Source organism: Nostoc sp. DedQUE12b, from assembly GCF_034530835.1.
Classification (GTDB): domain Bacteria; phylum Cyanobacteriota; class Cyanobacteriia; order Cyanobacteriales; family Nostocaceae; genus Nostoc.
The window spans coordinates 174,770-195,032 of sequence record NZ_JAVRCI010000004.1 but is presented as its reverse complement, the minus strand read 5'-3'; the positions used below and the strand labels follow the sequence as shown (position 1 = coordinate 195,032).

The 20,263-nt window shown below is 40.9% G+C and carries 19 protein-coding genes; 12 read left to right on the top strand and 7 right to left on the bottom strand.

Features of this window, described 5'->3' with window-relative positions; translation table 11 throughout:
- Positions 1–116 precede the first annotated feature (116 nt).
- The 3 genes from RMY16_RS03875 to RMY16_RS03865 form a co-directional block, all read right to left on the bottom strand.
- Positions 117–1,163, bottom strand: a complete 1,047-nt coding sequence (locus RMY16_RS03875; protein ID WP_322735252.1) for a zinc-dependent dehydrogenase — start codon at positions 1,161–1,163, stop codon at positions 117–119.
- A gap of 64 nt (positions 1,164–1,227) precedes the next feature.
- Positions 1,228–2,055 (bottom strand): PIN domain-containing protein, encoded by an 828-nt coding sequence (locus RMY16_RS03870; RefSeq protein WP_322735248.1) that lies wholly within the window; start codon positions 2,053–2,055, stop codon positions 1,228–1,230.
- 19 nt (positions 2,056–2,074) lie between these two features.
- Positions 2,075–2,503 carry a helix-turn-helix domain-containing protein gene (locus tag RMY16_RS03865; RefSeq protein ID WP_322735247.1) on the bottom strand — a complete coding sequence of 143 codons (429 nt, stop codon included), beginning with the start codon at positions 2,501–2,503 and terminating at the stop codon, positions 2,075–2,077.
- 193 nt (positions 2,504–2,696) lie between these two features.
- Here RMY16_RS03865 and RMY16_RS03860 point away from each other — a divergent pair, with 193 nt between their 5' ends.
- The gene (locus RMY16_RS03860) at positions 2,697–4,466 is read left to right on the top strand and encodes an FAD-dependent oxidoreductase (protein ID WP_322735246.1); all 1,770 of its coding nucleotides are present in this window, start codon (positions 2,697–2,699) and stop codon (positions 4,464–4,466) included.
- Between the two features lie 107 nt (positions 4,467–4,573).
- Positions 4,574–4,801 carry a heterocyst-inhibiting protein PatX gene (gene patX, locus RMY16_RS03855; protein WP_322636400.1) on the top strand — a complete coding sequence of 76 codons (228 nt, stop codon included), beginning with the start codon at positions 4,574–4,576 and terminating at the stop codon, positions 4,799–4,801.
- Between the two features lie 797 nt (positions 4,802–5,598).
- Here the strand turns inward: patX and RMY16_RS03850 are convergent.
- Complete coding sequence (locus RMY16_RS03850) at positions 5,599–6,498, bottom strand: ferritin-like domain-containing protein (RefSeq protein ID WP_322735245.1); 900 nt, start codon at positions 6,496–6,498, stop codon at positions 5,599–5,601.
- A gap of 395 nt (positions 6,499–6,893) precedes the next feature.
- On the opposite strand from RMY16_RS03850, the gene RMY16_RS03845 reads away from it, so the two are divergent.
- Positions 6,894–7,094 (top strand): hypothetical protein, encoded by a 201-nt coding sequence (locus tag RMY16_RS03845; RefSeq protein WP_322659520.1) that lies wholly within the window; start codon positions 6,894–6,896, stop codon positions 7,092–7,094.
- Between the two features lie 110 nt (positions 7,095–7,204).
- On the opposite strand, the gene glnA is transcribed toward RMY16_RS03845, so the two are convergent.
- Complete coding sequence (gene glnA, locus RMY16_RS03840; RefSeq protein WP_322735244.1) at positions 7,205–8,626, bottom strand: type I glutamate--ammonia ligase; 1,422 nt, start codon at positions 8,624–8,626, stop codon at positions 7,205–7,207.
- 358 nt (positions 8,627–8,984) lie between these two features.
- Between glnA and apcB the strand changes: the two genes are divergently transcribed.
- The 8 genes from apcB to RMY16_RS03800 all read left to right on the top strand — a co-directional run bounded on the left by apcB (position 8,985) and on the right by RMY16_RS03800 (position 14,590).
- On the top strand, positions 8,985–9,494 hold the full coding sequence (apcB, locus tag RMY16_RS03835) for an allophycocyanin subunit beta (RefSeq protein WP_322659524.1): 510 nt from the start codon (positions 8,985–8,987) through the stop codon (positions 9,492–9,494).
- Between the two features lie 412 nt (positions 9,495–9,906).
- On the top strand, positions 9,907–10,206 hold the full coding sequence (locus RMY16_RS03830) for a hypothetical protein (RefSeq protein WP_322735243.1): 300 nt from the start codon (positions 9,907–9,909) through the stop codon (positions 10,204–10,206).
- Complete coding sequence (locus tag RMY16_RS03825) at positions 10,203–11,144, top strand: hypothetical protein (protein WP_322735242.1); 942 nt, start codon at positions 10,203–10,205, stop codon at positions 11,142–11,144. Before RMY16_RS03830 ends, RMY16_RS03825 begins: the two co-directional genes overlap by 4 nt.
- Positions 11,145–11,193: 49 nt before the next feature.
- Positions 11,194–12,372 carry a Z1 domain-containing protein gene (locus RMY16_RS03820; RefSeq protein WP_322735241.1) on the top strand — a complete coding sequence of 393 codons (1,179 nt, stop codon included), beginning with the start codon at positions 11,194–11,196 and terminating at the stop codon, positions 12,370–12,372.
- An 83-nt stretch (positions 12,373–12,455) separates the two neighbouring features.
- A complete protein-coding gene (locus RMY16_RS03815; protein WP_322735240.1) occupies positions 12,456–12,875 on the top strand; it encodes an element excision factor XisH family protein in 420 nt (139 codons plus the stop codon).
- Positions 12,863–13,198 (top strand): XisI protein, encoded by a 336-nt coding sequence (locus RMY16_RS03810; protein ID WP_322735239.1) that lies wholly within the window; start codon positions 12,863–12,865, stop codon positions 13,196–13,198. The genes RMY16_RS03815 and RMY16_RS03810 overlap by 13 nt, the downstream gene beginning before the upstream one ends.
- A 138-nt stretch (positions 13,199–13,336) precedes the next feature.
- Complete coding sequence (locus tag RMY16_RS03805) at positions 13,337–13,771, top strand: DUF29 family protein (RefSeq protein ID WP_322735251.1); 435 nt, start codon at positions 13,337–13,339, stop codon at positions 13,769–13,771.
- Positions 13,772–14,590: a TlyA family RNA methyltransferase gene (locus tag RMY16_RS03800; RefSeq protein WP_322735238.1), complete on the top strand. Its 819-nt coding sequence runs from the start codon at positions 13,772–13,774 to the stop codon at positions 14,588–14,590.
- Positions 14,591–14,731: 141 nt separating this feature from the next.
- Here RMY16_RS03800 and RMY16_RS03795 read toward each other — a convergent pair whose 3' ends face one another.
- Together RMY16_RS03795 and RMY16_RS03790 are read right to left on the bottom strand one after the other, a co-directional pair.
- Positions 14,732–14,989 carry a Calvin cycle protein CP12 gene (locus RMY16_RS03795; RefSeq protein ID WP_322659530.1) on the bottom strand — a complete coding sequence of 86 codons (258 nt, stop codon included), beginning with the start codon at positions 14,987–14,989 and terminating at the stop codon, positions 14,732–14,734.
- Positions 14,990–15,321: 332 nt separating this feature from the next.
- The gene (locus RMY16_RS03790; RefSeq protein ID WP_322735237.1) at positions 15,322–16,677 is read right to left on the bottom strand and encodes a GTP-binding protein; all 1,356 of its coding nucleotides are present in this window, start codon (positions 16,675–16,677) and stop codon (positions 15,322–15,324) included.
- 949 nt (positions 16,678–17,626) lie between these two features.
- On the opposite strand from RMY16_RS03790, the gene RMY16_RS03785 reads away from it, so the two are divergent.
- Complete coding sequence (locus tag RMY16_RS03785) at positions 17,627–20,263, top strand: EAL domain-containing protein (RefSeq protein ID WP_322735236.1); 2,637 nt, start codon at positions 17,627–17,629, stop codon at positions 20,261–20,263.

The window sequence follows — 20,263 nt, the reverse complement described above, 5'->3', positions numbered from 1 at the left end:
AGCTTCATCGTTGAACCTTTTAGCTTCATCGTTGAACCTTTTAGCTTCGTAGCTGAATCTCAGACAGAACTTTAAACTTCTAGTTTTAACACTCTCCTATCTCCCTAATCTTCCTTTTACGGATAAATTAAGATTTTATAAGTATCCGGTGTGGGTGCGATCGCAACTTCCACAGCTGCTGATAAATCTTTTAATGGATAGCGATCGCTAATCAACGCTTTTACATCAATCCGCTGATTAAATACAATATCAGCTGATAAATTCTGAAGTCGATAAGAGGAACTGTAACTGCCTATCAAGTCAATTTCTCGACGATAGAGGATATTTGGGTTAATGGGAATTTCCACTTCATCAGGAAATTCGGCGAAAAACAAGATTTTACCGCCTTTGCGGGTACTATCAAGCGCTTGAAAAAAGGCTTTCTCACTGGGAACAGCCAGCAAGGTAACATCAACACCTAGTCCCCCAGTTAAGGCAGAGATTTTGGCGGGTAAATCGGGATCGCGAGCATCAAAAGCCGCCTCTGCACCGACACTCAAGGCTTTATCAATTCTAGAGGGTAGTAAATCAGTAGCGATCGCTTTTGCTCCGAAATACTTCACCAACATGATAAACATTAACCCAATTGGCCCAGCACCAGTAACTAATACAGTTTGTCCCGGATCAATTTGAGCTTTTCTCACTGCCTTCAAACAGCAGTTAGTTGGTTCTACAAAACTCGCTTCTTCAAAACTGATGTTATCCGGGATGGGAATCAATCCACCATTTTCCACAATATGTCCAGGAACCTTGACATAATCAGCAAAACCGCCACCACTGGCGTTAAAGCCTGCGGTAGTAGAGATGTTTTTGTAGACATCACACATAGAGAAATTATCATTTAGGCAGTAGGCGCAACGCATACAAGGGATGTGGTGCATCACTGCTACCCGTTGTCCAACTTGCCAACCTTTGACATTATTGCCTAATGCTGCGATCGTGCCGGCAGTTTCATGTCCAAAAATGCGCGGTGGTTCATACAGCGGATAACGAATTTTTTTAATATCTGACTGACACAATCCCACAACCCGCACTTGTACCAGCACTTCATCTGGTTCTAGGGTTGGAACTGGGATCTCTTCGTAATAAAGTTGATTAACGCCTCTAAATACCTGTGCTTTCACGTTGGTTTTTCCCCGCTCAACGATACTAGATGTAACATTAGCAGTCAACGTTAGGCTATCAGATTTATGATTTCTCTGTCTTAGCCTGTTCTAATTCTTGCTCTAAGCTTTGTTCAAATATTTGGAATGCCTTGATATCCTCTGATGAGAGCTTTCCTTGAATTGTCCCATTCTGAAGCCGCAGAATCTCCCCTCGGTTATCCTTCTTGGCAGTAATTGTTAAAACTCCCCAATTCTGCCAGAGGCGATAGCGCTCTCCCTCAAAGCATCTACCACCATTTGGTACTGCCTTGCCTAGCCTATACAAGGTTTTTTTAGCAGTTTGGAAAACACTCTGGCTATATTCATGTGATAAAACCTTACTAGTGAATGTTGGTACTTCTTTGTTGAGGAGATCAAGTAGCTCGATAAAAGTCAACGGTGGCTTTTTTAAATCTTCAGACCATCGGTGTATTACTTGAAGTATGCAGTCTGGGTCAAGATCGTAAAGATGAGTAAGAAAGGTATCGGGGTGTTGCGCTTCTATTTCCCAACGAGCCAGATCCTTGGCTTGAAAATGCTTGATATTTGAGGTGACAATTATATCAGCTTTAGCTGTGACAGCAGCAGCCAGAACATGGCGATCGCCAGGGTGATTTGTCATAATTTCAGCTAATCCATTTGGCACTTCCACCATTGCTTCTGGAAAGGCTGCTGTAATTGTTCCCTCCAACTTCATTGCTCTCTCAACAGACATCTTCCCTGTAATTACAAGGTTGCGAGTTGCACCATCAAGAATTTCCTGCGACCAATAAGGCAAATAACAACCAGCCCTAGCACAACGAAGTAGAATGTCACGCAGGTACATCGGGAACATAACACAAGAGTCTAAGAGAACAAGCTGTTCAGCCATTTTGTTGGTTGAATTACTCCTATTCGTAGAATCCTGCTTCTTGGCCCATCTGAGTTAACTCAGTTAAGAGTTGATCGCGCTTCACATCCCGTTGCTGCTTGTAATTCATTAAATCATCAAAACGAACTCGTCGATGTGAACCCACCTTAATGTGAGGAATTTCACCTTGTTCTAATAACTTGATCAAGTATGGGCGTGATACATTAAGAAACTCCGCGGCTTGTTGTGTCGTCAATTCCTGTTGCTGAGGAATTATAGATATAGCCTTACCTGATGCCATTGCGTGGACAACTTGAAGCAGCACCTGGTAAATCGGCTCAGGAATGTTAATTCTTTCTCCGTTAGCTCCTACCAGTTTCGCCTGAAAATCTTTAACGCTCAGTATGCGCTCCAGTTCTTTGATAGATTGAGCTTCTAGCTGTGGAGATATTACAGAATCTAAAGACATGTTTTGTTTTAACATCATATGAGTCTACTACTGTGTTGCAAAGTTTGTCATTAGCAATGTAATTTACACTGTTAATCTTATTCACCATCTTAATCATACACACTACACAAACGAAATATCCGAAAAATAAAATAAATTATCTGATGCCAAGTTATCTGGAGAGAATATGTGGGAACTCCAGCGAGGTTAAGTGATGGTTAATCAAACATATACAGCTGATGTCTTAGTTGTTGGTGGAGGAACCGGAGGAACTGCGGCTGCTATTCAAGCGGCACGACGGGGAGCCAAAACCATTTTGGTGAGTGAATTTCCTTGGTTGGGAGGAATGCTAACTTCGGCTGGAGTGTCTGTACCCGATGGCAATGAATTAGAATTCTTTCAAACGGGGTTATGGGGTGCGTTTTTGCAGGAATTGCGGCAACGACAGCCTGGAGGATTAGATAACAGTTGGGTAAGCTTTTTTAGTTACGATCCCCGAATTGGAGCAGAGATTTTTGCAGATTGGGTGCAGGAATTGCCTAATTTGCACTGGATTTCTGGACAAGTACCTTTAGAGGTGTTCCGACAAGGTGATTCTATAACTGGTGTCCGCTTTGCTGATTTTGCTGTGACAGCCAAGATTATTCTTGATGGCACAGAATTAGGAGATTTATTAGCTTTAGCTGACATACCTTACCGTTGGGGTTGGGAATTGCAATCAGAGTGGGGAGAACCCAGTGCCCCAGTGACTTTTAACTCTTTAACTCAGAAATATCCTGTGCAAGCGCCTACTTATGTAGTGATTATGCAGGACTTTGGTGAAGCGATTGCACCAGAGATTCCATCTGCGCCTAACTATAATCCATCACAGTTTACAGGTGCTTGGGATGGCTATGGAGCAGAGACATTTTTAAATTATGGACGTTTGCCCGGTGGCCTGTTTATGATGAATTGGCCAATCTGTGGCAATGACTACGGCGAAGGGGTAGGGCGATTGATAGAGTCAGATGTATCCAGAGGTGAATTCATCCAAGAATCTCGCTGGCACAGCCAAAATTTTGCTCATTTTATCCAAAAACAGCTTGGTCGTCGCTATGGTTTAGCAGAAAAAGTATTTCCTCACACCTCTACAGCTTTTGCACTGCATCCCTATTACCGGGAAAGCCGCCGCTTAGTGGGGCTAACGACTGTTCGAGAACAGGATATTTTGCCGATCGCAAGAGGTAGAGTTGCATCTATATTTAATGATGCGTTCGCCCTTGGCGTTTGCGAAGCAATCGCAGTTGGTAACTACGCCAATGACCATCATTATCCTGGTGTTCAATTCCCACTGCAACCAAAATCTATCCGTTGGGGGGGACGCTGGACTGGAACGCCTTTTACAATTCCCTACAGTTGTCTAATTCCAGCCACAACAGATGGTTTCTTGGTCTGTGAAAAGAATATTTCTGTCTCCCACATTGCCAATGGCGCTACCAGATTACAACCTGTGGTTATGGGAATTGGTCAAGCAGCAGGGATGGCGGCGGCGATATGTGTTGAATTAAACTGCCAGCCGAGGGATTTACCTATTAGAAAGCTGCAAACGGCCTTATTAGAAGATAATCGCTCAAAAGCGCTAATTATTCCTTTGTTTAATCTTCCCCCCAATCGTTCGGATTGGCGGCACTGGCAACTGTATTACTTAGATAACCCACAAGCCTATCCAGTTAGTGGCGATTGTCCTGAATTTGCTTTTGACAAAGCATTAATTCAGGAAAAGAACCGTTTCCAAGGCATCTTTTACCGCTTGGAACCGCAGGAATACAGATTCACTGTCACCGCCCCAGCAGCATATCAAAGGCAAAATTGGCAGCTTGTGACTTTGCGATCGCATATCGACGAGCAATTACGCACTTATCCCCACGAACAATTAGTTACATTGTGGGGTCATTACAATCACTCTGGTAATTGGTTATTAGTCGAACATTTAAACGGAGGATAAGAAGAGTTTATTTTCAGTAAAACAGAATACTTTTTGATGAATTGTCCGGATATTAATCAAAAAGCTAAGTATCAGTGAAGTGGAGAGTTCCCAAATAGACATCTGCTATGCGTGCTGCCATTTCACTTTTAGTATCGAGTCTGGTGTTCGGCCCCTTAGCTTTTAACTGCCAAGCAATGGTCAATCACTTATCAACAGGGCTGCCTTCCACGCCTACTTTGGAACAGCGGCTTTTGGCGGCATCTGAACAAGCTTCAGATGATGCGCCACGTCATCGCGGTAGTGGGCGCCGAGAAGTAACACAAAAAGTCCGAAATATTTATGCTGTGGTTTAACTACTGTAGGGTAATGCCTCTTTTCTCAAAGGAACAGAATTACCAAAAAACAGGATGTTGTGCTAATATACCTTGCACAGCTTTTCTGGCAGAGATATATACAGTTGACATACCAAAGTCTTCAGCGATCGCTTAGTATTTCAACTGGAAACTTTGTATATATAGTTGGACTCAATCCTACCGATCAAAAAGCAAATCAAATTAAGTGCTTTGATCAATAGCATTACCAACTCCTCAAAAGCTCCAGAAATAGATGTTACTTAAACTATAAGTTAATCTAAAGCACATCTAATTCAGACATTTTGCTTGTTGAAGAAACAGCCTTAAGACAACTTCACTTTATTCCCCAATCAATTTCCTTCTCATACATTCAGTAGCTGGTTATCTACATAAACAAGTAACTGAGCTTCGCTTCGACATCTGTTTCGCGTCCTTTGTCAAAGCATAAAATCCCTTTCGTTTCATCTCTTGCTTATCTAGCGTATGGATTCGGATAAGTAGTATAGGTTTATTGCACTTGCTAACAAATCTACTATTCTTGACCTACTTTTGCCCCTTGGTTCGTTCTCCTCGTAGATGGCTGCCGACGAAATAACTTTTAAGAAGGATCTGCCAGATCATCTTAGTCTTTTTAATTATTTTACACCCAAGGCCAGATGCAAAATTTTGCATTTGGTCTTTTTAGATGAATTTTTCTTAAAGAAAAGGAAGTGGGGGATGAGGAAGACAAGAGGACAAGGGGGAATTGTTAAACAAGTTTCTCCTTTGTCTACCTTGTCTCTTCTCTCCATGCCCTTTTAGACCGTTGTGCTCTTGCGGCTACTTTCTCTTCCCTGGATACCGTTGAGGAACATTGGCACAAACTTCTCAATAAACGTCTGTGGGTCGCGCTGCCAAGCCTTTTGTGCAGCCTGAATTCGAGTAAATTGCAACTCCGGCGCTAGCAAAGTCTGGGGTAAGCGTTCCATCAAGTATTGAGGGCGTTGCCAAAGTGGCATAGTATTTGCGACTTCCACTAAGTTGGCAACTCGCCGTAGTTCTGCACCCAAGGTGATATCCATTCCTGATTCAAATGCAGCTTGTTCAATTGCGGTATATTTTCGCTTGGCTTGCTCTACTTTTTGCTGATGTTCTGGACTCTTACGCGCAATTTCTCCTAGCCAACGATTACCCCAGCGGACATGTCCTGCTTCCTCTGGGAGAATTTTTTCAATAGTTTCCCGAATTTTGATGTTTTCTGCCGTTTGCGCTGCTTGCTTGAGTGCATAAATGTGGGCAGAGAAATACTCACAGCCCCGTTTTTCAGTGACGTTAATTGCGGCAAGGGAAGAAATCACAAAATCTTCGAGGTCTTGGACTGGATCTTGTTGTTCGTGATCAAGTAAGCGTTCAAATTCATTGATATATGAAGAACCGGGTGGCTTACCAATATCTGCTCCCAGGTCTGTCAATAAGTCAGTTAACCACATGGCATGACGAGCTTCATCTGAGATGTGATGAGACAAATCTCGCACTAGTTCTCGTGGCTGTCCATTCAGTTGTTCAATTAACTCTGTGAGGTCTTTGCAACTGCGCTGTTCACTATAACGGTAGCGGTTGAGGGTAATGAGATGGATTTCGCGATCGCATATCACCTGTTTCAATATATCTCTCGCACTCAAAACATTCTGAAATTTACGTGGGTAGGTAACTGTCATGAATTATGTAAATTTTTGTAAATATGTATTTGATCGTAACTGAATTTTTGGCAACTACTGTGTTTGGGTCGAAAAAAAGTAGAAGTTCAAAAAACTAATCACTTGAGTTGCACTTAAGCGTCAGACCTTTTAAGTGTAAATAAAAGTAACGAATAAATGTTCAGTCTTGGGAGAGGTCTGTTTTTCGAGGTGAGACAAATCTGAAGCTAGATGATTTTAGCTATCAAAGGTAGATTAGGGAGGATTTTTCCAGCTTTGGGGAAAAATACCTAATATTGTCAGCAAAAGCAAATATAAATTTATGTAAAAAGTAGCTTATGTTACAGAATCTTTGCTATATTGATTTATAGAGAAACCAAAAAATATATATTCACAAAATAAAGAGGACTATGGTTATGTCTATCGCAGATAAATCTCGTGCGTTAATGGTGCGTGAACATCAGCAAGTGAAGAATCGTCAACAATCAATGCTGATGCGGGCTGCACAAGAACTTGGTCTTCCTGAAGAAGTATCCCACTACTGGAACCCGATTCAAGGGAAGGTAGATGCCAACAGTCGAATGATTTATGGGCCTAGTCATGCTTCCATGAGCTAAGTTTGAAGAGCTTTAAGGTTGATTTTTTCAGTGAATATTTCAACCGACAACTTTGGAAAAAAAAGCCACCCTCTAGGGTGGCAAAAATTATACATGACGGTACTTAATAATTAAGCATCGTAATAGAGGTAAAACTCGTAGGGATGAGGACGTAGCTGTAACTGCTTGGTTTCGTTAAGCTTGTAGTCAATCCAATTTTCGATAAAGTCTTCCGTGAAGACGCCTGATTCTGTCAAGAAACCGTGATCGTTTTCTAGTGCTTGCAATGCGAGTTCTAAAGAACTTGGAGTTGAGGGAACCTTTGCAAGCTCCTCTGGAGAGAGTTCATAGATATTCTTATCTAAGGGTTCACCAGGATGGATTTTGTTCTTGATGCCATCGATACCAGCACAAAGCATTGCAGCAAATGCCAAGTAGGGGTTAGATGTAGCATCTGGACAACGGAATTCTAAACGCTTGGCTTTGGGGTTCTTACCAGATAAAGGAATACGGATAGAAGCAGAACGGTTCCCTTCAGAGTAAGCTAAGTTCACTGGTGCTTCATAACCAGGTACTAGGCGCTTGTATGAATTGGTGCTGGGGTTGGTAATTGCCAACAGCGCTGGTGCGTGTTTGAGAAGACCACCAATGTAGTACAACGCCATATCGCTCAAACCAGCATACTTATCACCTGCAAACAGAGGTTGGCCGTCTCTCCAGATGGACTGGTGACAGTGCATTCCTGAACCGTTATCGCCAAAAATCGGTTTTGGCATAAAAGTGACAGTTTTGCCGTATTTCTTGGCAACGTTCTTGATGACATATTTGTAAGTCATCAACCAGTCAGCCGCTTGGATCAACTTACCAAAACGGAAACCTAGTTCGCACTGACCACCAGTAGCAACTTCGTGGTGATGCTTTTCAATGGGCACACCTAATTCTGCCATTGTCAACAGCATTTCTGTACGGATGTCTTGGAAAGAATCCGTTGGTGAAACTGGGAAATAACCTTCTTTGAAGCGCGGTTTGTAACCCAAGTTGGGTTTTGCATCTGTACCCGCTTTACCAGAATTCCAAGCACCTTCTTCAGAGTCTAAGAAGTAGTAGCCTTCGTTAGCAGTTTGGGCAAACCTAGCACTATCAAAAATAAAGAACTCAGCTTCAGGCCCAAAGAAGGCTGTATCACCAATGCCACTAGAAACCAGGTAATCTATTGCTTTTTGGGCAATAACGCGTGGGCAACGGTTGTATGGTTCACCCGTGCGGGGGTCTTTAATACTACAAATTATACTTAGTGTTGGTACTTCCATGAATGGGTCGATCCAAGCAGTGTTGGGGTCGAGTACCATTGTCATGTCCGATTCGTTGATCGCTTTCCAACCCCGAATGCTGGAACCGTCAAAAGCTACGCCATCAGTGAATGCAGTCTCATCGATTTGATTTTGATACAGTGTGAGGTGCTGCCAAGTCCCTACTGTATCGATGAATTTGAGATCAATCAGTTGAATTTTTTCATCTTGAATTTTTTTCAAGAGTTCTTGGGGTGTCGTCATTGTTACTCCTTCTCTACCAATTTCCTAAAGTAAAACCAGAATCTTACATTGCATCCTAACCCTGCTGATCTCAATCAGGTCGTGACACACCAGAAATATCTTAAATACTAGACATTAGCTGATTTTGTAGTTTGTGCTACAGATATCTGGATTATCAGGTTATATTAACCTTTCAGGGATCATCTGTACAAAACTGGAAAGTTCATCATATAGGGGTCAACTTTGGCATAGAATCCATAGATAGTGGATAAATTGTTTTTGTGCCGAATCTATTTTTAATAGCACAAAAATTTACTGGTGCATAAGTGCAGCCAAATAAATATCAAACCATAAATAGCAATGATTGGGAGAAGAAGGAATGCGCGATGCGGTAACAAGTTTAATTAAGAATTATGACCTAGCTGGTCGGTATTTTGACCGGAATGCGATCGATAGCCTAAAGTCTTACTTTGATAGTGGTACAGCAAGAGTACAAGCGGCGGCGGCAATCAATTCTAATGCAGCTGCACTTGTCAAACAAGCTGGCTTGAAGTTATTTGAAGAACTGCCAGAATTGATTCGCCCTGGTGGAAATGCTTATACAACTCGTCGTTATGCAGCTTGTCTGCGCGATATGGACTACTATCTGCGCTACGCCACTTATGCGCTGGTTGCTGGGAACACCAATGTATTGGATGAACGAGTGCTGCAAGGGCTGCGGGAAACTTACAATTCTTTAGGAGTACCTATTGGACCTACAGTTCGCGGTATCCAAATTCTCAAGGATCTGATTAAGGAGCAAGTAGCAGCAGCAGGTGTGGTTAATACTGCTTTTGTAGATGAACCATTCGATCACATCACACGCGAGTTGAGCGAGATAGATATTTAGCATCTAGTTCTGGGACTAGGAATCGTAGAACTATACAAACAAAATTCGCGTAAGTGGACTTAGAAAATATCGCACTTTGGCTTGATTGGCAAGGTGCGTTTCCTTTTCTTAATACAAAAAATTATTTGTTGTATGACAAATTAATTGGTATTACAACGAGCATAACTACTGGGAAAATTTTATACCTGCTATTATAATGTTTATTATTGATATAAATAATTTTTGGCAATAGTTCTATGAGTATTAATGATCTAGAATTTCTGCATGGTGCAGCTTTTCTTCGACTCCTCAAAGGAACATCTTATATCTCTATCAGTTATTTATCTTATATTCATTCATCTCTTTATACTATAAAAAGCTCAAATCAAGAATCAGCTATTCTATTTAAAATCTCAAAAAAACCTACTTCTTCATGGCATTTGGCTTCAGTTCACAAGAAGAAAATGCACTGACAACATTTCGTGAAACTTATCCTGATGTCAAACTTTTTATAGCATTGATTTGTCATCGGGATGGCGTTTGTTGTCTATCAGAACAACAACTATGGACAATTATTGATCCTAGTGAGGGTTTAGCCAAGCAGCGTGTTTCTGTTAAAAGAAAACTAAGAGGAAGTTATTATGTTAAAGGTACGGGGAGAGTTCCCTTAGAACAGACAGTACCTCAAAATAATTGGCCTGACGTAATTTTATCAACATCAAATAACCTATGACACACACTCCAATTAAAACTAATGGCTCCTGTATTGATAAGTTAATTAAGAGATTAGAAAAACAAATTGGACTAAAAGAAGCGAATAAACTTAAAGAAATAGCTATTGAAGTTGTACAAAATTGTGTCAAATTTTACTCAGATAATTTTGGTGATGGTGATGTTGGCGGAAATAGTACAGGTTTAGTGAGCCAACCTTATAAGGGACAAGATCCTATTCCTAATGGTACAACCGGACTTATTTATGGTCGAGTTCAAAGTGGTAAAACTAACACAACTATTGCAACTTTAGCACTGGCTCATGAAAATAATTTTCGCTGTTTTATTATTTTAACCTCTGATAATACATGGTTAGGAAAACAAACGGCTAATCGTTTTAATAATCAAGTTCAAGGAGGGCCTGTTTTCTTTGATTGGGAAGCATGGAAACAAGACCCCAATGCTTTTGCAGAAACTAAAGTTGCACCCTATATCAAAGATACAGGTGTTGTATTAGTTTCTACAAAAAATGGTCATCACTTGGATAACTTATTGAAGGTTTTAAAAGCAGCAAAAGTCAAATGTGTTCCTACATTAATTTTTGATGATGAAGCGGATAACGCTAGTTTAAATACGAATGAATCTAAACAAGCTAAAAAAGGAAAAGATGTGATTGATAATAGTAAAATTTTTGAGACGATAGGTAAAATTCGTCAAGAAGTTGCTAATCATATTTATATTCAAATCACAGCAACTCCTCAAAGTTTATTATTACAAAAGCTCTCTCAGCCTTTTAAGCCACAATTTTGTGCCGCATTACCAGAGCCGGGAGATAGTTATATGGGAGGAGAGTTATTTTTTGCTGAGAACAGTAACTACTCCTGTGTTGTAGATGCTGGAGAAATCAACGAACTGAAGAAACAAAAAGGTGCAATAAATCCGGAAATGGATAATTCCTGAAGGATTAAGACTTGCACTTTGTTGCTTCTTCTTAGGTTCAACTTACAAAATGTTATCTTCTGGAAAAGAAGATGAGAAATATTCTTTTCTTGCTCATGTTTGTTATAAACAAGATATTCATAGTGTATTAGAAAAGGTGATTAGTCAATTTGTAATTAATTTAGATCAAGCAATTCGAGAGAAGAGTTCAGATACAGAAAATAAGCAAGCCAAAAAATGGTTAGAACAAGCTTATAACGAGCTGAACAAAACTGCTGATAATTTACCTCTAATTAATGAACTGATAGATGAATTAAAAATCCAACTAAGACACGCAATTCCTAAAATAATTAATGCAAATAACCCCGAAAAAGAACCTAACTACAATCCAGGGATGAATATATTAATCGGGGGCAATAGATTAGGAAGAGGTGTAACAATTGATGGTTTAATGGTAACTTATTATGGGCGAGATGCAAAACAGAAAGTAATGGATACAGTTCATCAGCACGCTCGAATGTATGGTTATCGTCCACAATTAAAAGATGTGACTCGCCTCTTTTTAGCAGAACATATACTAGACGCTTTTCGTTCTATTCACGAAGCAGATGAAGCGATGCGGCAAGCAATTGGAGATGATATTCATAATATAAAACTACAACCTGTTTGGATAGGAGGAAATCTTAAACCAACTCGTTCTAATGTTTTAGATCCTTCAGTAATTGATGTATTAGTGCCAGGTTCATTAGTTTTTCCTCAAAGCCCAGCCTATAAAAAAGATGAAATCGAGAATAATTTCAAAGAAATTGATAACCTTTTAATACATTACCAAGATAATAATCAATATTATGAAGTTGATATAGAATTTATCATTAAAATACTCAATTATACAAAAAGTCATTATGTTCTATCGGAAAAATGGGAAGATAAACGTATTATCAAAGGATTAACAGATATAAAATCAAAAGGTATGACAAAGGGTCGTTTAAATGTTCGTAGAGGTGAACGAAATAATAATCAAGGATTAGATATGAAGAGAAAAGACCCTTTTGAATGGATGTTTGGCTTCGGCTCAGGTAGGTGGTCATTAGAGGCTAAAGAAAAATATCCCGATGTGCCAACGTTAATTATTTGCTATCAAAAAGGTGAAAAAAGCAAGAAATGGGATGGTCATCCTATATATCTACCTATGTTAGTTTTACCTAAACAAAAATTTGTTTTAATGTTTAATTATGATGAGGATGAATAGGTGATATTTTGAATTAGCGATCGCGCCTTTGCCAAATAACTTTGCTAAATTAAAGCTGTGTTTTTGGAGCTATCTTTCGACTAATGCCAGCCAGAGACATCTACCACGCCGCAGTCATTAAAGCACTTATAGCAGATGGTTGGACAATAACCAATGATCCCTTATACCTCGCATACGGGGGTAGAGAACTTTACGTAGATATTGGAGCAGAAAGAGTTACCATTGCTGCTGAGAGGGATAATCAAAAAATAGCTGTTGAAATCAAAAGTTTTCTGAGCCCTTCTCCCGTGAATGACGTCCAGGAAGCTGTAGGACAGTATGAAGTTTATCGCAGCGTGCTTAAAGAACTACAACCAAAACGCCAACTTTATTTAGCAGTCCCCAAGCGGGTTTACGAAGGTATATTTTCCGAACGCTTTGGTCAGCTAATTCTTAATAGTATAAGAATAAACCTAATTGTCTTTGACGAGCAACTAGAAAGGATTATCAGATGGATAAGCTAGCTCGGTATCGTAAAATTATTCGTCAGTTGATATTTGACTATGCTAGTCACAAACCTGCTAACGGTCAAATAGAGACAGAAGCAGTCATTGACTCGGAGCGAGATCACTACGAAGTGTTACATATCGGTTGGGATGGAGTGCGCCGCGTACATGGTTCGGTAGTACATATAGATATTATTAATGATAAAGTGTGGATTCAATATGATGGTACTTCTCAACCAGTAGCAGAGGCATTATTAGAAGCGGGTATTTTACGCGAAGATATTGTCTTGGGTTTCCATCCTGCTGAACTACGACAATACACGGGTTTTGCTGTATCTTAATTATCTGAATATTGTGTATTTGCAAAGACTAATACATTAAGTAGCGATCGCTCATAGATGAATTGCATTAGCTTATCTTATCGGTATTAGAACCGTCATAAGCCACAATAGAAGTTGCCGATGTTTGAGGCGCTAATGATGGAAGAATTATTAACCCTGAAAGACTTACTTGTTAAGGGCGATGTTCAAGGAGCATTGATTATAGTTGAAGAATTAGAGGAAATGAGCCGAAATGACATAATCAAGACGATTCGTAGCTATGCAGTAATTTTATTGTTGCATCTGATTAAACAACAAGCTGAAAATCGCACGACTCGCTCTTGGGAAGTCTCAATTCGGAATTCGGTTCGAGAAATTCAGCGGGAAAATAAGCGGCGCAAAGCTGGAGGCTATTATCTCACCCCAGAAGAATTGTTAGAAATCTTAGCAGAAGCCTATTTAAATGCCATTGATGAGGCTTCCTTGGAAGTAGAAGAAGGTCGTTATGAAGTCCAAGAATTAGAAAAGTTGGTTAACCAAAAACAAATTATCAATCGTGCTTTGGCTTTAATTTTACCAGGAGAGTCTAATTAATTGGCTAAACAGCGACTCGACACACTATTAGTAGAATTAAATTTATGTTCTTCTCGCGCCTTAGCACAGAGGTTAATTCAGGCGGGGGAAGTTACTGTTAATCAGCAGTTAGTTGATAAACCTGGTACTGAAGTTGATATTACTGCTCAAATAAATATTAAAGAGCGATCGCCTTTTGTTTCTAGAGGCGGTGAAAAACTCTCCAAAGCTTTGTCAGTATTTGCCATTCCCGTAGCAGAGCGCATTTGTTTAGATGGTGGGATTTCTACTGGTGGTTTTACTGATTGTCTCTTGCAAGCTGGAGCAAAACAAGTTTACGGTATTGATGTCGGTTACGGACAAGTTGACTGGCGGTTGCGAAATGATCCGCGGGTGATTTTGCAAGAACGCACCAATTTACGCCAACTACGACCGGATGAGTTATATGGTGAAAATGACCCGATTCCTGATTTGGCGGTGGTTGATGTATCGTTTATTTCTTTAACGAAGATTCTGCCTGCTTTGTGGCAACTAACTCAAGCTAACCGAGAAACTGTATTGTTAGTCAAGCCACAGTTTGAAGTCGGCAGATCCCGTGTGGGTAAAAAAGGTGTTGTACGCGATCCAAGCGACCAAGCTGATGCCATTTTCCAGGTTTTGCAAGCTGCCCACGAATTAGGATGGAAATACAAAGGCTTAACTTGGTCGCCGATCACTGGCCCGGCTGGGAATATCGAATATCTGTTGTGGTTGGGAATGGAAAGTGAAGCCCCACCACTTCATTTAGAGGCAATTAAGCAAATCACACAATCAGCAATAACTGATTTACGGAAAAGTTAAAGAAGAATGCAGAATTCAGAAGCAATTAGTAGGGCACTTAAACCCACGTATTCAGCATTCGACTAAGCGCTCACGCCGAAGTCTGCACTCACACTCCAATTCATACTGAATTCTGATTCCTGACTCCTGAATTCTTTCTTATTAAACGTCGTAGATTAGACATTCTACGGAATCTGGATGGCGATCGCAGTAATTTTCCAAAGAGTTTTTCTTTGATTTTGCTTGGTGTTGATGAGATTTCTCGGCTTGCAATTCTTCTACAATATCCCAGGCTACGGCACAGCCAGCAGAATTACTGCCATCTAGATCGCAAGTTGTTCGGGCTTCATTAATGGCATTAGTAATGGCTTCTTCGAGATTTGCTGCCCCAGCAACTTCAACTTTTAGGGTAGTTGTCATGATACTTTCACCTTATAATTTACAGACAGAGTTATAGCTGCAAGCTCTTAATGACCTCAATCAGCTTACATTTCTAGTTTAGATAGGCTTCCCACAAGAGGTAGTAGTAAACACCGCCATCTTTTTAGCAAAATTAAGTGGGAATTACCCTCTTGTCATCTTTAGATTCAAAAAGGTACGGGAATTCCACTAGTTGCGATCGCTAATAGAGATGGTCATGTTCTCAATCTTGCATCCCAAATTGAGAATGTCAGTTAATTGTCAGAAGACTTTGATAGAAGTTGATAAACACTTATAAACGGTAACAAAAAGATAGCAGTTTTTAATTATTCTCAATACTTTATGTTTAATTCTTGTCGCAAACGATACAGAATTGTGTTTTGGTCAACTTGAGAGAGAATTTCTTGAATAACGCTGCTAGCGCCTAATTGTCCCCAAGTGCAGCCTTTTTCGAGATAGACTTGGGCAGCTTTGCCAACGGAATATGCGCCATAACCGGCGATACCAGCTTGAGCGATCGCACTGCCAGCAAAAGCAGTAATATTGCTGGGATTGTCACCACTAGTTATTGCAGCCGTACTTTTACCTAAACCCAAAAGCAAACTACTGCCTAGTTCTCCAAGTAACAAGCCACCAGAACTAAATAAAATCGTTTTTAAAATTTTTCCGGCTTCATAGCTAGTCATCGGCAAACCATACAATCTAGCGAGAGCGCGAATTAAAGCTAAATCAGCAACAGTTCCGCCAAGGATATCTAAGAAGGCAATGGGATTAAGCATTACTGCCAAGGCTTTGTATTTGGTAAATTGCCAAATAATTTCTTCGGCTTCCTTTTCGCGTAAATCGATAGTTTTTTGAGCGATCGCGGCTTCTGCATCCCGTGCCTGGATCAGTGCATTTAAAGCCAGAAGCGATCGCCCTTCTCGATTTAGAATATTCAGAATTATCTCTTTGAGTTCGTCTACTTGCGGTGGTGGTGTCTCCCATTCATAAGTGACACGCCCATTAGGCCATTCAACCCGCACTTCCATTGCTGCTGGTTCCGCTGCCACCATGACAATTTCATCAGGTAGTAGAGGCTTTGCTTCTGGATGCCCTGCACCTAGTTGTTGTAAATTTTGGTAAATTGCTCCTTGGTCTGTATCTGGGTAAAGGTCTATTTTGTTAAACACTAAAATCAGGGGTTTTTGCGATCGCCTTAATTGCAGCAGCGCTTGATACTCAGTACGAGTGATATCACCAGACACGACAAACAAAATCAAATCCGCCTGATGTACTACTTCTCGTGCCATATCCGCCCGTGACTCCCCCTCAATTTCATCTAATCCAGGGGTATCAATTAACTCTACTAGTACCTTATCACTGGGCTGCCAGCGCACGGAACGGGGCCATTGGGTGACACCATTCAGGGGCCCAGTTTGCAAAATCTTGTCTCCCAACAAGGCATTTAAAACTGCTGACTTTCCCCGGCTCACCAAACCAAAGACGGCAATTCTAATGACGTTAGAATCTAGCTTGTTGAGTGTGGCTCTCAAAGCTTCCAATTCTGGTTTCATCAAACCTACTAATTCTGGGTTAGATGATAACTGTCCTGACTTGCGAAGATATCCATACCAAGAAAGCGCTTGTCTGAGACTGGCGCGGGCACGATTTAAGTGAGTTTCTTGCACATTACGATAAACCGACATAATATCAACACTTTTAGCCTTCACTCTCTCTCAAATGCTCATCCAATGCTCAAAACACTTTCAGCATTCGATTGTAAATAATAGGTATGAATTCGTACTCATTAACCATCTTTAACTAATGCTTACTTTTTCAACCCCATTATCAGGGGAAGGAAAAGTTAAACATACCTCTCTATCTTATATCCCTAAGTTCTTGGACTAATAATCTATATATAGGACATAAAAAGTCTCTAAGTTTATGAGGTCGGAGATTAGGTGTTTTATAAATCTTAAGAAATATCTGACTAATGGATAACTCCAAAGAGAGACTAACGCCAACATCTACACTTAGATTGGAGGCGGTTTGGCTCCTGCTTTGTTCAGTTTTAGTCTGGTTTGAAATCGTCTTATGTAACTCTCTTCTCTACAAGAGGCTGCTTTAACATGAGCTACGCGTAGTTTGCTTCCCTGTAAGGGTAGAATTTTGAAATTTTAATTTTGAATTGTTAATCTGGGTATCCTAAGAAAGACAAGGTTAGATGATATAGACGAAGGAACAAACTTTATAACTTATGTATGAGTAGAGAAAACAACTATAATTTCTACTACAAAAACTGATTGAACAATTAGCCAACTCATTCTATAAAAAGAAGAGTGCTTAGTTCCGTTAGCGCTGAGTGCGGTCAATTATGAAGGTAAAGGCTGGTCTATACCCTCATACCAATTTTGCGATGCTTGCGGTGGTCACTGAGCTTTGTCGTACCACTTGCCTACGGCAGGCTGCGCGAATGTGGAAGCACGCTACGCGCAGCGTCTCGTAGAAAAATCCAGGCTACGTCTACGCAGATAGTTACAAATTTGACTAAGTAGATTTTACCAGAAGTGCAGCCTGAAATTCTGGATTTATAGGAGCAGTCTTTTTCAGACTAAGACATAAATATTAATTATATGAGAAATTTGAGGAACAGCCATGCAAGGAAATGAGCGGGAAAAAATACGCCATCTATTGGTCATCCAAGACCTAGAAGGGCGGCGAACTGTCCCCTTGCGAGAGACTACTTATTCTCTGGGGCGGCATCCTGCAAACACTATTGTCTTGGCTTCCCGGTCAGTATCAATGCAACATGCAATTTTATTGCGAGTTACTGTTCCAGAAACTGACCAATATGGCTTCCAGATTATTGATGGTAACTATAAGGGGAAAGGAAGTACTAATGGCTTATTTGTGAATGGTACTAAATGCTTTTCTCATAATCTTAGGCATGGAGATATTATTGCTTTTGGTAGTAATAAAGCTCAGGCTAAATATTATGCTATTTCCAATATTTCAGAACAAGCATTTTCTGAATCTTTTGATGTCGAAGACTTATCTGGTTTTTTATCAGAGCAAGGCAGTCCTGCCAATCCTTTTCAAACCTTAGCCATCGATCCTAGCTTTGAAGCAGCTAGTGAGTCCGCCCTAGCTCGGCTAGCATCCTTTCCTGAACTCATTCCCAATCCAATTATTGAGATGGATTTCGAGGGAAGAATTACTTATCTCAATCCAGCCGCAGCTATCAAGTTTCCCAATCTTAGGGAAGTTGGGACAGAACACCCGATCTTAACGGGACTGTTGATTGGAGTTAACAATCTAGAAAAAAATTCTTTTGTGCGGGAGGTGGAAGTAGGTACAGAAGTTTTTGAACAATCCGTTCTCTATCTTCCTGAAAGTGATTTAATTAGAACTTTTATTATTAGAGATATTACAGAGCAAAAGCAAGCTACAGCTGAATTGCGCCAGCGCGATCGCTTGTTACAAGCAGTTGCAGAAGCTGCCAATTATTTGCTAGGAGAAATGAATTACGAAACTGGTATCGATCGAGCTCTCGCTGTACTGGGCGAAGCTGCCAAGGCAGATCGTGCCTACCTCTTTGAGAACCATCCCCATCCTGTTACAGAGGAAATAGCAGTTAGCCTCCGGTTTGAATGGACGCAATCTTTTATTGAATCTACCCACCACCATTGGCAGAATCAGCCTTATCAAGCTCCTGGATTAGCCCGTTGGTACACAGTTCTCTCTAGCGGCCAGTCCATTAGCGGAATTACCCCCAAATTTCCTGTCGCCGAACAAGAATTCCTGATTCGAGATGGCATTCAATCCCTTCTCTTAGTGCCTCTTCGCTTGGATAACGATTTCTGGGGGTATCTTGGCTTGGCAGACTGCACCTTTGAGCGTCATTGGTCAAAGCACGAAGAATCTACTCTTTTGACGATGGCCGCTAGTATAATTGGTGCGCGGCAGCGTCAGCAAGTAGAAGAAAAGATTCGCTATCAAGCCCTCCATGACTTGCTGACAGGATTGCCCAATCGTCTACTATTTAACGAGCTGCTCAGTAAAACTCTGCCCAACGCCACTCGAAATGACGAAAGTTTAGCTGTAATCTTTCTCGATCTGGATAGCTTCAAGGTCATTAATGATACTCTAGGGCATACTCTGGGAGACCAATTGTTACAAAGCGTCTCTCAAAGATTAAAAGACTCACTTAGAGGCGGAGATACTGTAGCCCGTTGGGGAGGCGATGAATTTACTATTTTACTGCCACGAGTCAATGATATTGAAGAGGTAACTTTGGTGGCGCAGAGAATCTTACAAGCCTTTGAGGATGCCTTTGATCTTCAAGGGCATGAACTTTATGTCACTGCCAGCCTCGGTATTGCCTTACTTGATAACAACAGCCCTGACGCCGAAACACTAATCCAGCATGCAGATGCCGCTTTGTACTACGCCAAAGACAAAGGACGGAATAACTACCAATTCTACAGTGTTTCCCTGAGTGCTAAAAATCCTGAACTCCTAACTTTAGAAAAGAGCTTGCGCTATGCGCTAGAACGCAATGAATTTACGCTGTACTATCAACCTCGTGTGAACATTGCCACAGGGGAAATTACTAGTATGGAGGCTCTGTTGCGTTGGCAGCACCCAGAGATGGGATTAGTTGCCCCCAGTGTGTTCATTCCCCTAGTCGAAGAAAGTGGATTAATTGTCCCCATTGGTGAATGGACTCTACAGACGGCCTGTAGGCAAAATAAAGCATGGCAAGATGCTGGATTGCCGCCGATTATGATCGCTGTCAATCTTTCTCTAAAGCAATTCCGCCAACCCAAATTGGTAGAGACTATAGCCAAGGTTTTAGAAGAAACAGGTCTAGAAGCTCGCTTTTTAGAATTAGAAATTATGGAAACCACAGCGATTGAGGATTTGGGTTTTACCACAAAGGTGTTAGAGGAGCTACAGCAGATGGGTGTTTACATCTCCATCGATGACTTTGGTACAGGTCATTCCTCACTTTCGCGCCTACAGCTTTTGCCACTCCACAATCTGAAAATAGATAAATCTTTCATTCAATATTTGACGCAGGATACCAAAGTAGCTCATATTATCCAGGCAATAGTTACCTTGGGACACAGCTTGGGATTAAAGTTAACAGCCGAAGGGGTAGAGAAGGAAGAGGAATTGGAATTCTTGAAATCTATCAACTGTGAGGAGGTACAGGGCTTTTTATTCTACCGCCCACTTTCTGGACAGAAAGCAACAGAAGTCCTCGAAAGTAAACGACCAACGATCTAG